This window comes from Vibrio sp. 14G-20, from assembly GCF_026241515.1.
Classification (GTDB): Bacteria; Pseudomonadota; Gammaproteobacteria; order Enterobacterales; family Vibrionaceae; genus Vibrio.
On record NZ_JAPHPW010000005.1, the window covers coordinates 124,790 to 139,488 of the forward strand.

The following is a 14,699-nucleotide window of genomic DNA, read 5'->3' on the forward strand; positions in this document are numbered from 1 at the left end:
AAGGTGTAACTGCTTATTGAGTATTTTAGAGATTACTGGACAGTAAAATGGCCATTAAGTGACAGGAGTAGATTTCATGTAATTTGACTTCCCAATAACAGTCACAATTGCACAACCGCCAACTCACAAATAGAACAATATTACACAGCATTTATTGTGTTTTTGCTTTTATTACATGAGCTTAGATAATATACATCGTCAAACTACTAATACAGGAGTATTCTTCAAAGAGCGTTTAATTGGAAGAAACGACTCTCAGAAATCATTAAAGACGTAACTCAATAACAACCAAACTTAGCTAGGTAAAACAAATGGAAACAAGTGTAATAGTCACTCTTACTATATTTTTCTTACCATTGATCCTATTGGTGATTTTACATTTAAGAAGTAAAAAAAAGCGTAAAGAGTTTGAAGAACAATTTTCGATAGCTAATCAAAAAATTAGCAACATAGAAAATGAAAAAGACACACTACTAAAAAAGTATGCCCCTGTAATTGATATGGAGTTACACGCTAACCGCCTGCTTGATGAAGCCACCGAAGAAGCTACTTCGATAAGGTTCCAAGCAGAAAGAGTTTTGTCTGAGACTGAAGAGCTGCGTAACGAAACACGTAAAAAGTTAAACGAAGCAAAAGAAAAAGCGGAGATTATCAAGAACGATGCACGCGAAGAATCTGCGAAAGTGCTTAGCTTCGCAGAAGCTCAAGCCAAAGAAATAGCAGGTAATGCTTACGAAGCAAAGGCCAAAGCTGATTCCTACGAAAAGGCGATTCGTGCGATGCGCAATACAATTGACGGCTATAAAGATGACTACATCATCCCAAATCAGTCTGTTCTTGATGACCTCGCAGAAGAGTACAGTTACAAACAAGCAGGTGAAGAACTCAAAGTATCCCGTAAACGAGTAAAGGCAATGGTCAAAGAAGGTCATGCAGGGGCTTGTGATTATGTTGAAGCTCACCGTAAAACTTATGCAATTCATTTTGCCGTCGATGCTTTCAACGGAAAGGTCGATAGTGCTCTATCTAAAACAAAGCACGACAATTTTGGGAAAATCCAACAAGAAATTATTGATGCTTTTGCCTTAGTAAATCATAACGGTGCTCCATTCAGGAACGCTCGTATCAACCAAGAATACCTAGACGCACGTCTAACCGAGCTCAAATGGGCCGTTGCTGCATTTGAGCTAAGAAAGGTCGGAAAAGAAGAACAAGCCGAAATTAAGGCTCAGATTCGCGAAGAAGAACGAGCTATCCGCGAAATGGAAAAGGCGCGAAAAGAAGCTGAAAAAGAAGAAAAGATGCTACAAAAAGCTCTAGAAAAAGCGCGAGCTGAATTAGGTCAAGCAAGTGAAGAACAGAGAGCTGTATTTGAAGCACAACTTGCAGAATTAGAAAGCAAACTACAAGAAGCTGAAGAAAAAGGTCAACGTGCGCTATCAATGGCACAGCAAACTCGCCGAGGGCATGTTTACGTAATCAGCAACGTTGGTAGTTTTGGTGAAGAGGTGTTTAAGATTGGTATGACTCGTCGCTTAGAACCAATGGACAGAGTAAAAGAACTTGGTGATGCTTCTGTACCATTCTCATTTGATGTTCATGCAATGATTTATAGTGACGATGCTCCTTCTCTTGAGAAAGAGCTCCACAAGAAGTTCAACGAGCAGTCGGTTAACAAAATCAACCCAAGAAAAGAGTTCTTCAAGACTACAATAGCAGAGGTTAAACAAGCTGTTGAGCAACAAGGGTTACATGAAGTTCATTGGACTCTTAAGGCTGAAGCCGCTGAGTTCCGTGAGAGTTTAGCAATTGCGAAAGAACAGCAAGCAGTAGCGTAAAGGTAGCATTTATGAACGGGTAAACGATGACCTACTTCTGCTACGTAAAATACAAAAAAGGCGACAGTAATAACTGTCGCCTTTCTATTAAGCGTTCTTAAGTTAGCTTCCTAACTCAGAATTATTCCCAATCAAGAATTACTTTACCAGACATACCAGAGCGCATCATGTCGAAGCCTTTCTGGAAGTCGTCCACTTTGTAGTGGTGAGTAATGATTGGTGTTAGATCTAGGCCAGACTGGATTAGTGAAGCCATCTTGTACCAAGTTTCGAACATCTCACGACCGTAGATACCTTTGATAACCAAGCCTTTGAAGATTACTTGATTCCAGTCTACTGCCATGTCTGATGGTGGAATACCTAGCAGAGAGATCTTACCGCCGTGGTTCATGTTAGTCAGCATGCTGTTGAACGCAGATGGGTTACCAGACATTTCTAGGCCTACATCGAAGCCTTCTGTCATGCCAAGATCAGACATTACGTCTTCAAGCTTCTCTTCCATCACGTTTACTGCACGAGTTACACCCATTTTCTTAGCAAGATCTAGGCGGTATTCGTTTACGTCAGTAATTACAACGTGGCGAGCACCAACGTGCTTAGCAACAGCTGCAGCCATGATGCCGATTGGACCAGCACCAGTAATTAGCACGTCTTCGCCTACTAGGTCGAAAGAAAGCGCTGTGTGTACTGCGTTACCAAACGGGTCAAAGATTGATGCTAGATCGTCAGAGATTTCTGCAGGGATCTTAAATGCGTTGAACGCAGGGATCACAAGGAACTCAGAGAACGCACCAGTGCGGTTAACGCCAACACCTGTTGTGTTACGACAAAGGTGAGTACGGCCGCCACGACAGTTACGACAGTGACCACATGTGATGTGACCTTCGCCAGATACACGGTCGCCGATTTCAAAACCACGAACTTCTTGGCCGATGCCAACAACTTCACCCACGTATTCGTGACCTACTACCATAGGTACTGGAATTGTGTTTTGTGACCACTCATCCCAGTTGTAGATGTGTACGTCTGTACCACAGATTGCAGTTTTCTTAATACGAATAAGAAGATCATTATGACCCATTTCAGGTTTTTCAACCTCGGTCATCCAGATGCCTTCTTCAGGCTTAAGCTTAGAAAGTGCTTTAATTTTCATAATGTTATCCAGTTCATCTCGCCTAACTGTAAGGCGAGAATCAAAAATCTATATGTTCTACTGAGTGTTGCTCTATCTAATTAAAGGATGCTCGTGGCATCCCTTTAAAATTAGATGATACCCATATCTTTACCAACTTGGATGAACGCATCGATTGCGCGGTCTAGTTGCTCACGAGAGTGTGCAGCAGACATTTGCGTACGGATACGAGCTTGGCCTTTTGGAACTACAGGGAAAGAGAAACCTACAACGTAGATGCCTTTCTCTAGTGCGCGCTCTGCGAATTCAGCCGCTACTTTTGCATCACCAAGCATGATTGGGATGATTGCGTGGTCAGCACCGCCCATAGTGAAGCCCGCTTCTTCCATGCGAGTACGGAAGTGAGCAGAGTTTTCCCATAGTTGAGTACGTAGGTCGCCAGATTCCGCAAGAAGATCTAGAACACGGATAGACGCCGATACGATTGCAGGTGCAACAGAGTTAGAGAATAGGTATGGACGAGAACGCTGGCGTAACCAGTCAATTACTTCTTTCTTACCAGACGTGTAACCGCCTGAAGCGCCACCCATTGCTTTACCAAGCGTACCTGTGATGATGTCGATACGGTCTACAACGTTGTGGAACTCGTGAGTACCCGCGCCGTTTTCACCCATGAAACCTACTGCGTGAGAATCATCAACCATTACTAGTGCGCCGTACTTATCAGCAAGGTCACAAATAGCAGGAAGGTTAGCCACTACGCCGTCCATAGAGAACACACCGTCAGTTACGATAAGTGTGTGACGAGCGCCAGCTTCTTTAGCTGCGATAAGTTGTTGCTCTAGCTCTTCCATGTTGTTGTTCGCGTAGCGGAAGCGCATTGCTTTACACAGACGAACACCATCGATGATAGATGCGTGGTTTAGAGCATCAGAAATGATTGCGTCTTCTTTGCCTAGAATCGTTTCGAATAGGCCAGCGTTCGCATCAAAACAAGATGTGTATAGGATTGTGTCTTCTTTACCAAGGAACGTAGATAGCTTTTGCTCTAGTTCTTTGTGAGAGTCTTGAGTACCACAGATGAAACGCACAGAAGCCATACCAAAACCGTGTTGATCCATACCGCCTTTCGCAGCTTCGATCAGCTCAGGGTGGTTAGCAAGACCTAAGTAGTTGTTTGCACAGAAGTTTAGTACTTCTTCACCAGTCGAGATAGAAACCGCTGCTTTTTGAGCGGAAGTGATAATGCGCTCAGACTTGTAAAGACCTTCTTCTTTAACTTCTTCGATTTGAGTTTGAATCTGTTGGTAAAATGCAGAAGACATTGTTCATTCCTTCCTAATTATTATTCAGCAGCATCACGCGCCGCTTTATGTAGGGATATAAACGATCTCAAAACGATCATTTACACTGTAAAACTAATGCCTATATTCTAGTTGAACATCCGCTTTTCGATTATCCCTTTAGTTGGAAAAACATTAGTGAACCTGAGGCACGAATAATAGTTCATCCCAGTGACACAGGGCACATAAACGTCCTTCTCTTGTTCTTTTTAACGCCATATTTACCGAAAATTAGACCTAATTTCGCTTTCATATCAAATATCAATTTTTCATCTCAAAACGATATAGTGGTTAATTACCGTTTCTCTCAGAATGTGCGGCCGTTACACAGATGCCCAAGATAAGATGAGAAACAAGCCCATGACACTATCCGATCACATCATTCAAGAAGCCTTCGAAAACGACTGGTACACCTGCTTTTATCAGCCAAAGGTTGAGCCTAGTATCGAGAAAGTGACTGGGGTTGAAGCACTGTTTCGCCTAGATATCCCAGAGGAAGGCATTTTCTCTCCAGGTGTGTTTATCGACCGTGCATTTGCATTAGGTTATGAAGAAGAGATCTTCTTTAGTGTGCTTGAGCAATCTCTCACTGAAGTGAAATCACTCTCTGTTCACCTCAACTTGGCAGTGAACATCAGCAAGAAAGTATTAGCGAACCCAGATAACGTTGAGAAAGTTCGTGAACTTCTGTGGAATGCATCTTTCAAAGCGGAGCAACTGACTTTTGAGCTAAGTGAAAATGATCAGCTGGACGAACAATTATGTGAACAAATTCAGCGTTTTAAATCTCTGGGCGTAAAAATCTCTATCGATGATTTTGGCATTGGCCATTCAGACATGAATAAGGTAAAGAGCCTCAATGTCGATGAAGTTAAGTTTGATAAGTCGATTGTGAACAGCGCTGAACCAGCAAGCTCTGAGTTGGTTAAACAAACATTAGCGTACTGCAAAGAGTCTGGCATTGAGACTGTAGCGGAAGGTGTTGAAGATTCTGATACACATCAACGAGTCCACCAGCTTGGTTTTGATCAATACCAAGGCTTCTTATACTCGAAACCTCTGCCTCTCACTGATCTTAGATTGGTTATGTAGAACCGTTAACTGTCTCTAACTTAAGACAAATTCGACGCTTTTTTTCTTCTGCTTAAGGTCGTGGTAACGGATGTACTTGAAGTAGATATCGTGTTTATTTTGGATGTTCTGAGAAAAGGGGTTTTTCACTATCTTTTTTATGTCTGCCTTGAAGAACGGCATGCCGAGCTTACTCATATAAGGTTCTAGATATAAGTCATACAGGAACTGACTCATAGCAGGATCAAGAGTAGGAAAGCGGAATTCAGTACCCGATAAATTGTCCGCCATGTAATCGAATATCTTACGACGAATAACAATACTAACGGCACCAACACTGCAAAGCATCTTACTTAACCCGTCATACACCACATGCCCAATAATGACGCCTTCAAAAAGAAAACACAGCACCTGCATATCTTCTTTTACCACACCCAGATGTTTAGAAACCTCAATAAAATCTTTGCCATAGGTTTTTTGATGCATGATTTGAATGGATTTGAGCCTTTTCGCTGGCAGTGTCCCCATGCTGTATGACTCAACGCTCGTCACCTCATAGTCATAACCAATATCAACACTAAATGGACGCTCTGCATTCTTAGTGGCGGCTTTCACTTGCACCATTTCTTCAACGGAGAAATCGTAATCGACCTGAAAGAAGCTCGCGATACCCAGACGACGCACAAAACTCGGCAATGTTTTTGCCCTTTCCCACTGACTCACCATTACCTGATTCACACCTGAAAATGCCCGATGAGAATGGGACAATAACTCTGCGAATTCTTCCTGAGAAATGGATGCTGCTTCGCGAAGTCGTTTTAACTCTTCTGAGAAATTCTCTTTATTCATCGGTCACTTACCTAGCTTTTTTAACAGTGTAGTTTACTTATCTAAGTTATTAAACGACACCGTTGATATACCCCTAATTCACGATTCAATTAATGAAACTGATTCACAAATCAAGTTAGATCACTCACAATTACTATTACGCTCACCGCTGACTCTTATGGATACTTATGGTCAACCCCAAACTCATCGCCCTACTTCCCGATCTTGCCTCATTTATCCTAGTGGTAAACGAAGGGAGCTTTACTGCGGCAGCAAAGCAGCTAGGCGTGACACCCTCAGCGTTGAGTAAATTAATCACACGTTTAGAAAAAGCGCTCTCAGTGAAGCTGTTTGAACGCACGACTCGTACATTGATTATCACGCAAGCAGGCCAACTGGTTTATGACCAAAGCGTGGTTATGATTAATGCGGCGCAACAAGCGGTTGAGCTGTCTACCTCCGACCATACTGAACCAGCAGGCTCTATAACGGTGGCGGCACCAGAAGCCTTCTTGAACTCAGTTCTACAGCCTTTCGTTGTTCCATTCTTAAACCAGTATCCCGAGATCCAACTTAAGTTAAGGGCTGCTGATGGCGACATCGACATATTGCGCCAAGGCATCGACATTGCGTTTCGCCTTACCGATAAGCCCGACGAGAGCCTGGTTTTAAAAGAACTCGGAAAAACAAACCTCGTGTTATGTGCAAGCCCCGACTATTTGACAGCCAAAGGAGTTCCTAGCCACCCAACCGACCTTTCGGAACATGACTGTTTATACCTTGCAGAGACAGACAAAGACCACATTTGGGATTTCTTGAAAGACGATGAATTTCACACGGTATCCGTTAGTGGACGTTACGCAGTAAACCACTCTCAGATGCGACTCAAAGGCGTGAAAGAAGGCCTTGGCGTAGGTATTTTCCACGACTTTGTTATTCAAGATGCATTGACTGAAGGCTCTGTTGTGCAGGTGTTGGAAGATTGGACTATCAAGAGTAATTACCACGGCGCTATCGCGATGCAGTTCGCTCAAACCAAGTACATGCCTGCTCGATTACGTGTATTCATTGATTACGCGATGGAGCACTTAGGTGACAAGTTGGCAGGAGAAATAAACTGATGCTGAAAGGAATACACCACGCCGCCATTATTTGCTCAGACTACCAAGCCTCAAAACGCTTTTACACTGAGATTTTAAAGCTGGAAATTATTGCAGAGAATTACCGCGAAGCACGCCAGTCGTACAAGCTCGACTTAGCACTACCTAATGGCGCTCAAATAGAGTTATTTAGCTTCCCTAACGCACCTGAAAGACCAAGCTTTCCAGAAGCTCAAGGGCTGAGACATTTAGCCTTTTGTGTTGATGACGTTCAACAAATCAAAAACCATTTGGAAGGACAAGGAATCGACGTCGAACCGATTCGAGTGGATGAGTTTACGGGGAAATCATTTACGTTTTTCGCGGACCCTGACGGCCTGCCGCTCGAGCTTTATCAAATCTAGTGCAGTCTAAAGTCTTCCTCACAGAAGAAGCGCTTGCCTGATTAATAAAAACGGGCCTTCTCAAGTCGAGAAAGTCCGTTTTTGATTCAATTAACTTAATGCCGTTTTGAACCGTTCAACACGTGAGAATAGCAGCCAGTCCAATAATATCGCAGCCACAATCGTTGCTCCCGCGAGTGGAAACAGCACTGAAATAACCACCACGGTTACCAAGCCTACTTTCCATAAGCCAGCATCACCAAACTTAGGTGGCGCTCCAAGCTTGCGTTGGCCAGAAGGTCTGCGCATCCACCACATCACGCCGCCAGTCACCGACACCACAATAAATGCAAAGCAGAACAGAGCGTTTAAAAGTTTATTGATGATACTGATGTCACCTTGGTGCAGAGAAATACCGACCGCCAGTGTCTTAGCGATAAAATTGTAATCCTGCCAAGTCACCTCACCCAGAATACGACCTGAGTATTGGTCTAGGTGCGTGGTACGATCCTGAGTTGGATCGATGATGTCACCGCCCATAGTATTCGCTGTCACTGTGTAAACACCCGTTTCTGAGCGTGGGAAGTTCACCTTGTATTGCGTGAAACCAAGAGATCGTGCTTTTTCGATCACATCATCAATAGCAAAGCTGCTTGCTGCCATCACATGTTGAGAGTGGTCTTCCCCCATATTGGAGTGATCATGAGGTTCAGACGCCTCTTTCGCGTGGTGTACATGTTCTGCAGGCTTATCCTGAGACAACGGCAGTGGTGTTTGTTCTAAGTTCCACGGAAGTTCTTCTTCCGAGCCATGATTAAGCGATGCATGCGTCTTATCAGACAAAGGAATATCATCCCACATTTGAGCAGGGAAAGTGCTCCATGCTTGGACTAACTTTCCGCCCCAGAATCCCGTCCACGCCAATCCTGAAAGAATAAACAGCAGTAGAATGAGAGATAACGTGCCGCCGATGTTCGCATGTAAATCACGCATAAGCACACGTGGTCCAGATGACATTCTCAGCTTAAGAAAACCAGCACGGCTTGCGTTGTCTCTCGGTAGCCATAAGTAGATACCGCTGATAAGAAGTAGAATCGATAAGCTGATTGCCACTTCAATCAGGTAATCACCCCAATCGCCAATCAATAATGTGCCATGAATATCGTTCGCAAGTTCGTAGAGGCTTTCACTTCGTGGCACTTCACCGACGACTTCACCAGTATACTGATTCACAGTGGCGAAAACCGATGTGCCGTTTTCCAGAGAGACTGAAAATCGGTTGGCAAAATCAGGTGCTTTGCTTGGTACGAACTGTGTCACCGCCCCCTGTGGGTATTGATTCTGTACCGCGGCTAGCTGCTGTGAAACCTTGACTGGTTCGCCCGATGCAACAATTTCAATCGCATCGTGATGGAAAGCAAGTTCGATTTCATCGTCAAACAGCATCACCAAGCCAGTAATACTCAGCATCAACATAAATGGGATAACAAACAGCCCTGCATAAAAATGCCAGCGCCAAGTTAAGAAGTAGAGGGTTTTATTGCGGTCATTTCTTTTTACATGGGTTTTCGAACCGGTTTTTGCACTGCTTGTAGACTGCGAAGTTGCTTGTGCCCTCGCAGAGGCTTGAGATTCATTTCTCAACATTATTATTTCCTTTGACACGCGCAAACGAACCTTCTGAAAAATCAGAAAGTCACTAAGGCATGTTTAACTTTACTTAATACTTTATTTTTTAATTATTTTAGTGGGTTAGGTTTAAGCAGTAACAAAGGGAGGGCCACGTGGGGCTTGCCTCGTGTAGCGTTCGCTTAGAGCCAAAAAAGCGTAGCTGTCTGAGACAATAAAACTCAGTCGAGTTGTCAGTAGTGTAGTTGGAAGTTCATCTTGGTGAAATGTGGAAAAATGACTAAACGGACACGGCTTACCTTTGTGAGTATTCGGTTCGCCTTCTTCAATTTGAACCAGTTCAAAGCCGTTGACCGTACACAACGACGCCCACACTCCCGCACTGTTACCATGAGCATTGATAACAGGCATTAATGTTACTAAAGCCCAACTTAACGCTGTAGCAAGTAACATGGAGAGGTTGAACGAGGTTCGGCGCATTATTCCAAATCTTTATAAATTCCCCTTATTATGAGGCACTTGCTATATAGGTAAACGTAAAGATTAACATCAGGTTAAAAAATTGAAGCTAACGCACACTCTATTTGGTTAAAAACTGGTTACAACAGAAGCGCTAATAAAATATTACGCACCTCAGTGCATCAAACTGATTAGAAAAAAGACAATAAAAAACGCCGCTTATATTTTCCTGAAAAAGGAAATATAAGCGGCGTTTTAGAAGTTGAACTTTGTTATCTGGTCACTCTAATGAACAAGCGAATTAACCGAAGATCTTGCTCCAAATGCTTGGGTTACGTTTCTCGTGATATTCTTCGCGAAGGCCATCAATCGTGCGCAGTTCTTGCTGTGCCGCTTCAAAGTCACCTTGGTCTAGCTTCTGTTCAATGCTATCAATTGAAGCACTGATCTTTTTGAAGCCTTCCATGAAGTTGTCTTCTTTTTCTACTGGGTAAACACCCGTTTTCAGCTCTGCCACTAGCGTATCTAAACGAACGATAGGTTTCTGCATCTCTTCGATGTTTTGAGCTTCTGCCGCTTGTTTAAACGCAAGCTTCATTTCTTGCATGTTTTTCTTAAGGTCAACATTAGCAAATGCGTTGCCAGACATTACTGCAGCAGCGATTAAGCCAGATAAAAGGATTGAGCGAGTTTTCATTGTTTCTCCAAGTGAAACTGTGACTTTGAAGATAGCGCCATCATGATTGTGGCACTTCGACTTTATTATTTTCGGCTAGTGTATACAAAAATCTGACAGGCACAAAAATTGATTGTGTCGAAATGCAAACCCACCGACATTCTCTTAAGCAAGAGCTGAGTATTCTGGGATGTCATTACGACCACGCAACGCCAAAAAGGCTAGGAATTGCTTTGGCGAATGGGTAATCACCTTACTCGCATCCACGCCCATCTCATCAAGCAGTGAAGACACAAGATCCAGCCCGCCCACGTCTTGGCAGAAATGCGCATCACTTCCGGTAGTAATGAACGCCCCTTTCGCTTTCGCGATTCTCGCGATCTCGAAACAACGGTCGACACTACCAACACGGCTATTGCCTTTCAATGTGGTGTTATTAATTTCGATCGCGACGTTATGTTGGACTGCGCATTCAATCACAGCTTCAAAATCGAAATCAAAATTAGGGTTGCCTAAGTGACCAAGAGCATCGACTCGACCGCCCTTAATCACATTCAACAGCGCTTCTGTATGAGTGGCGACATCCGATGGACGAAATACTGGCTCGTGGAAGCTGGCAATCACCCAATCTAGGTTCTTATCCACGCTCGGATGAATATCGATTTCACCCTGTGTGTTCATGATGTTTGATTCTACGCCGCGGATAATCGCAACGTCTTCGATAAAACGAGGAAGCACACGCTGGTTGCTGAAGAACCAATAGTGTGGCGCGCCCGGCATCGACTCTGAATGGTCGGTAGTGCAAAACATGTCTAAGCCATTTTGTTTTGCCGACTTAGCATTCTCGATAAGCGTGCTGTAAGCATGACCACTTGCGTATGTGTGGGTGTGAGTATCTACTTTGAGTTCCATGAAACAATGCCCTCTAGCTTGGTCTCTAAACGTTTTTCAAAAAGGTATCCCTGAACCGCTTTCTGAAAAGGAGTGCCTCGTGGCAACAATTTAATCAGTTTATCAGTTGAAAGTGACAATTAGCACCAAAACGTAAGGCTTTATTATTACTTCGTTTGTGCCGCACGATAAAATTGATAGACCGCCTCTCCTACACGTATTCCATGCAAATCCGGTAATTGAGCCAATTTTTTGCAACCTACTGAAGTTCGTCAATACTTAAACCAGTTCACAAGTTGGAGTGTTTGATGAGACGAAGACGATATCCGCTGAGTATCCACATCACTAGCCTTTTCCTAATTTTGACAACCTTTGTCGGTGCGGTATTGATATCAATAAGCTATCGGCATTCTCAAGAGTTGTTGTTAGGCACCGTGCGCGAGGTCAGTAATGAACATCGTGATAAGTTGGAATCGGTATTTAAACAAGCCATTGCTCCTGTCATCACCACCTTAAACGTAATGGCAGTTAGCCCGTTTGTGGCTCAACAAACCTCTTCGGTTGAAAAGGAGTCTTGGTTGGCCTCGGTCGATATCATCTTCAAACAAAATACTAACTTAGTCGCTCTGTTCTACGGCTCCGAGGATGGCGAATTTAGAATTTTTCGCCCATTAAGCACCAACAAACAAAGAGCCGACAACAATGCACCCGCCAAAGCGACCATGATGGTCAGCAGTACCAATCTAGACGGCGAAAACTTCATTACCTTTTTAGACGGTGCGCACCAAGTGATCAGCACCATGCAAGCCGAGAGTAAGTTCAATCCAACCACTCGACCTTGGTTTCGTAACGCAAAGCCAGACGGCTCAATACAACTCTCTGAGCCCTATCTGTTCTATTTCCTGCAAACCAACGGTATTACGCTTTCTAGGCGCTCGGCAGATGGCAAGCATGTGGTGGGCGCTGACTTCACGCTGAGTTCACTCTCTTCTCAGATCAGTGAGCTGGCTTATTCTCCACAAACCAGACTCGCTCTATTTGACCAACACTTTAACCTTCTTGGTCAACATCAACTTAATTTAACGACCTCGAATCTCACACTCGAAGCTAGAAAAGCCAACACTAGTAATGGGCAAAGCACAGGTAAACTATCTGGTAGTGAGCAAGAACAAAGCTTCTTCAATATCCCTAAACGAGACCAAATTGAAGCGTTAAAAGCATCTGTTTTGGGCCCACTAATCTCAGATGAACAGAAATTTAATCTCGACTTAAAAAACGTAGAGTACAACCTGAACACATGGGCACTGACCTTAACTCCGGTTGAGCTCACTCAAAACGTAACCCTCTATTTGGCAGAAGCAACACCACACAATGAACTGCTTTCTGACCTTATCTCGATGCGTGACAAACAAGTGGCCGTCGCGATTGGAATGTTGTTCATCTGTTTCGGCATCGTGTGGCTGGTTGCAAATCGCTTATCTAAACCGCTCAATACCTTGATGCAACTGACGGATAACATCGCTCGGTTTGATTTCAGACGCACCCATTACCCCAAGAGTATGATCAAAGAAGTGGCTAACCTCGCCCACTCGATTGAGCTAATGGAGCACACACTTCATGATTTGATAGCTCTGCTTCGAGACACCGCGGGTAATCAGGAGTTTTCGATTTTAGCCAAGAACATTGCCCATCAAAGCTACTTGATCACCAAAGCAGAAACCATCGTGTTATTTACCCAATCCGAAGAAAAGGATGTGTTTGATACGGCAGCCAACCTAGCTATTTTGCCTTTCAAAGCGGACATCAATGACTTCATCAAACACACCCCGTGGCTGCTGTGTCAGCTCAGATCTGGAGAGACGATCCACCTTAATCGAGAAGATAACGTACTCAACTATTATCAGGATTCGATCTTCAATTCAGACCTGTATCTGTTCCCGTTATTAAACCGCGAAAAGCTGTTGGTCGGCATTGTGGCGATTGGCTATGAAAGACCGATTACTAAGATGCAGGCAGACAAGCACGCCTTTTTGCGCGAGCTGCTGAGCTTTGCCGAAATCGCTAAAGACAACATCGATCAAATGCAGCAACAGAAAGACATGCTTAACGCTTTTATTGAGTTGATTGCCTCTGCGATAGATACCAAGTCGCCATACACTGGTGGACATTGCCAGCGAGTGCCTGAACTCACCAAATGGCTGACGCAAGCGATCATTGATGATGACCGTTACTACCCTCAGTTTTCACTTGATAGTAAGCAATGGGAAGAGTTGATGTTAGCCGCGTGGCTACACGATTGCGGCAAGGTCACCACACCAGAATATGTGGTAGATAAAGCGACCAAGTTAGAAACGATTTATGACCGAATCCACGAAGTTCGCATGCGATTTGAGTTGCTAAAACAACAAGCGGAAACCGACTACTGGAAAGCGATGGCGAACGGTGGACTTCAAGAGGAACAACTTAAAATGCTCGAACAAAGCCTGTCTGAGCTGGATGAAGAGTTTGCCTTCGTTGCACAGTGCAACCTCGGTGGCGAATCGATGACAGAAGAGCAACTCGAACGCTTAGACCAAATCGCTCAACGCCAATGGAAGCGCACACTGGACGACCAACTCGGTTTATCTTGGTCTGAAAAAGAGAGATTCCGCACACAACAAGACACGACAGAGAAAGGTAAAACTGAGACAACAAATACAGAACAGACTTTGCCAGTTATGGAGCCTCTACTTGCTGACAAACCCGAGCACAAAATACCTTGGGACAACGGCTTTAACCCGGCTGATGTGTGGCAAGAAGCGTTTGTGCTCAAGCCCGGAGAGGTCAAATACAATCAAGGTGAACTACACAATTTGAAAGTACGTCGTGGCACGTTAAACGATGAAGAACGCTTTATGATCAACGACCATATTATTCAAACCTTCACCATGCTCAACAAGCTCCCTTACCCTTCTTACCTCAAGAACATCCCAGATATCGCTAGCGGTCACCACGAACGCATTGATGGCAAGGGCTACCCAAGAGGCTTGAACGAAGACCAACTGCCACTGCCGTCTAGAGCGATGGCAATTGCCGATGTGTTTGAGGCCCTTACTTCAAGCGATAGACCATATAAGAAAGGCAAGTTGCTCAGCGAATCACTCAACATCATGACCGACATGGCCACCAGCGGGCATATCGATCCAAAACTGTATTTACTGTTCTTAGAAAACAAAATCTATGACAAATACGCTGAGCGATTCCTTGAAGCTAACCAACGCTGTGAAATTGATCAGAACCAGCATATTGAACGAGTAAAAGAGTACATACGCTCTTTATTCTAGATTCTAAGTCTAAGGTTCTATGTTCT

Annotated in this window: 12 protein-coding genes; 5 read left to right on the forward strand and 7 right to left on the reverse strand. The window is 44.0% G+C overall.

Features of this window, described 5'->3' with window-relative positions:
- Positions 1 to 311: 311 nt before the first annotated feature.
- The gene (locus OQJ75_RS06250; protein WP_265971839.1) at positions 312 to 1,838 is read left to right on the forward strand and encodes a DUF4041 domain-containing protein; all 1,527 of its coding nucleotides are present in this window, start codon (positions 312 to 314) and stop codon (positions 1,836 to 1,838) included.
- Between the two features lie 121 nt (positions 1,839 to 1,959).
- Here the strand turns inward: OQJ75_RS06250 and tdh are convergent, their stop codons facing one another.
- Together tdh and OQJ75_RS06260 are read right to left on the reverse strand one after the other, a co-directional pair.
- The gene (tdh, locus tag OQJ75_RS06255) at positions 1,960 to 2,991 is read right to left on the reverse strand and encodes an L-threonine 3-dehydrogenase (protein WP_017059546.1); all 1,032 of its coding nucleotides are present in this window, start codon (positions 2,989 to 2,991) and stop codon (positions 1,960 to 1,962) included.
- Positions 2,992 to 3,101: 110 nt separating this feature from the next.
- The gene (locus OQJ75_RS06260; protein ID WP_176679902.1) at positions 3,102 to 4,295 is read right to left on the reverse strand and encodes a glycine C-acetyltransferase; all 1,194 of its coding nucleotides are present in this window, start codon (positions 4,293 to 4,295) and stop codon (positions 3,102 to 3,104) included.
- Positions 4,296 to 4,673: 378 nt separating this feature from the next.
- Here OQJ75_RS06260 and OQJ75_RS06265 point away from each other — a divergent pair, with 378 nt between their 5' ends.
- Entirely contained in the window at positions 4,674 to 5,405 is a 732-nt protein-coding gene (locus OQJ75_RS06265; protein WP_265971838.1) for an EAL domain-containing protein, read from the forward strand.
- Between the two features lie 15 nt (positions 5,406 to 5,420).
- On the opposite strand, the gene OQJ75_RS06270 is transcribed toward OQJ75_RS06265, so the two are convergent.
- On the reverse strand, positions 5,421 to 6,233 hold the full coding sequence (locus OQJ75_RS06270; RefSeq protein ID WP_265971837.1) for a helix-turn-helix domain-containing protein: 813 nt from the start codon (positions 6,231 to 6,233) through the stop codon (positions 5,421 to 5,423).
- A gap of 167 nt (positions 6,234 to 6,400) precedes the next feature.
- Between OQJ75_RS06270 and OQJ75_RS06275 the strand changes: the two genes are divergently transcribed.
- On the forward strand, positions 6,401 to 7,333 hold the full coding sequence (locus tag OQJ75_RS06275; RefSeq protein WP_265971836.1) for a LysR family transcriptional regulator: 933 nt from the start codon (positions 6,401 to 6,403) through the stop codon (positions 7,331 to 7,333).
- On the forward strand, positions 7,333 to 7,716 hold the full coding sequence (locus OQJ75_RS06280; RefSeq protein ID WP_265971834.1) for a VOC family protein: 384 nt from the start codon (positions 7,333 to 7,335) through the stop codon (positions 7,714 to 7,716). The genes OQJ75_RS06275 and OQJ75_RS06280 overlap by 1 nt, the downstream gene beginning before the upstream one ends.
- A 90-nt stretch (positions 7,717 to 7,806) precedes the next feature.
- Here the strand turns inward: OQJ75_RS06280 and OQJ75_RS06285 are convergent, their stop codons facing one another.
- The 4 genes from OQJ75_RS06285 to OQJ75_RS06300 all read right to left on the reverse strand — a co-directional run bounded on the left by OQJ75_RS06285 (position 7,807) and on the right by OQJ75_RS06300 (position 11,371).
- Positions 7,807 to 9,342 (reverse strand): PepSY-associated TM helix domain-containing protein, encoded by a 1,536-nt coding sequence (locus OQJ75_RS06285; protein WP_265971832.1) that lies wholly within the window; start codon positions 9,340 to 9,342, stop codon positions 7,807 to 7,809.
- 111 nt (positions 9,343 to 9,453) lie between these two features.
- A complete protein-coding gene (locus tag OQJ75_RS06290) occupies positions 9,454 to 9,804 on the reverse strand; it encodes a hypothetical protein (RefSeq protein ID WP_048657751.1) in 351 nt (116 codons plus the stop codon).
- 280 nt (positions 9,805 to 10,084) lie between these two features.
- Positions 10,085 to 10,480, reverse strand: coding sequence for a cytochrome b562 (locus OQJ75_RS06295; protein WP_132815909.1), 396 nt, complete (start codon positions 10,478 to 10,480; stop codon positions 10,085 to 10,087).
- Positions 10,481 to 10,624: 144 nt separating this feature from the next.
- Positions 10,625 to 11,371 carry a phosphatase gene (locus OQJ75_RS06300; protein WP_265971830.1) on the reverse strand — a complete coding sequence of 249 codons (747 nt, stop codon included), beginning with the start codon at positions 11,369 to 11,371 and terminating at the stop codon, positions 10,625 to 10,627.
- Between the two features lie 287 nt (positions 11,372 to 11,658).
- On the opposite strand from OQJ75_RS06300, the gene OQJ75_RS06305 reads away from it, so the two are divergent.
- Positions 11,659 to 14,673 (forward strand): HD domain-containing phosphohydrolase, encoded by a 3,015-nt coding sequence (locus tag OQJ75_RS06305; RefSeq protein ID WP_265971829.1) that lies wholly within the window; start codon positions 11,659 to 11,661, stop codon positions 14,671 to 14,673.
- The last annotated feature ends 26 nt before the right edge of the window (positions 14,674 to 14,699 follow it).

Coding starts and splice junctions, on each gene's coding strand:
- OQJ75_RS06250 (WP_265971839.1), top strand. CDS start 312: ATGGAAACAAGTGTAATAGTCACTCTTACTATATTTTTCTTACCATTG.
- tdh (WP_017059546.1), bottom strand. CDS start 2,991: ATGAAAATTAAAGCACTTTCTAAGCTTAAGCCTGAAGAAGGCATCTGG.
- OQJ75_RS06260 (WP_176679902.1), bottom strand. CDS start 4,295: ATGTCTTCTGCATTTTACCAACAGATTCAAACTCAAATCGAAGAAGTT.
- OQJ75_RS06265 (WP_265971838.1), top strand. CDS start 4,674: ATGACACTATCCGATCACATCATTCAAGAAGCCTTCGAAAACGACTGG.
- OQJ75_RS06270 (WP_265971837.1), bottom strand. CDS start 6,233: ATGAATAAAGAGAATTTCTCAGAAGAGTTAAAACGACTTCGCGAAGCA.
- OQJ75_RS06275 (WP_265971836.1), top strand. CDS start 6,401: ATGGTCAACCCCAAACTCATCGCCCTACTTCCCGATCTTGCCTCATTT.
- OQJ75_RS06280 (WP_265971834.1), top strand. CDS start 7,333: ATGCTGAAAGGAATACACCACGCCGCCATTATTTGCTCAGACTACCAA.
- OQJ75_RS06285 (WP_265971832.1), bottom strand. CDS start 9,342: ATGTTGAGAAATGAATCTCAAGCCTCTGCGAGGGCACAAGCAACTTCG.
- OQJ75_RS06290 (WP_048657751.1), bottom strand. CDS start 9,804: ATGCGCCGAACCTCGTTCAACCTCTCCATGTTACTTGCTACAGCGTTA.
- OQJ75_RS06295 (WP_132815909.1), bottom strand. CDS start 10,480: ATGAAAACTCGCTCAATCCTTTTATCTGGCTTAATCGCTGCTGCAGTA.
- OQJ75_RS06300 (WP_265971830.1), bottom strand. CDS start 11,371: ATGGAACTCAAAGTAGATACTCACACCCACACATACGCAAGTGGTCAT.
- OQJ75_RS06305 (WP_265971829.1), top strand. CDS start 11,659: ATGAGACGAAGACGATATCCGCTGAGTATCCACATCACTAGCCTTTTC.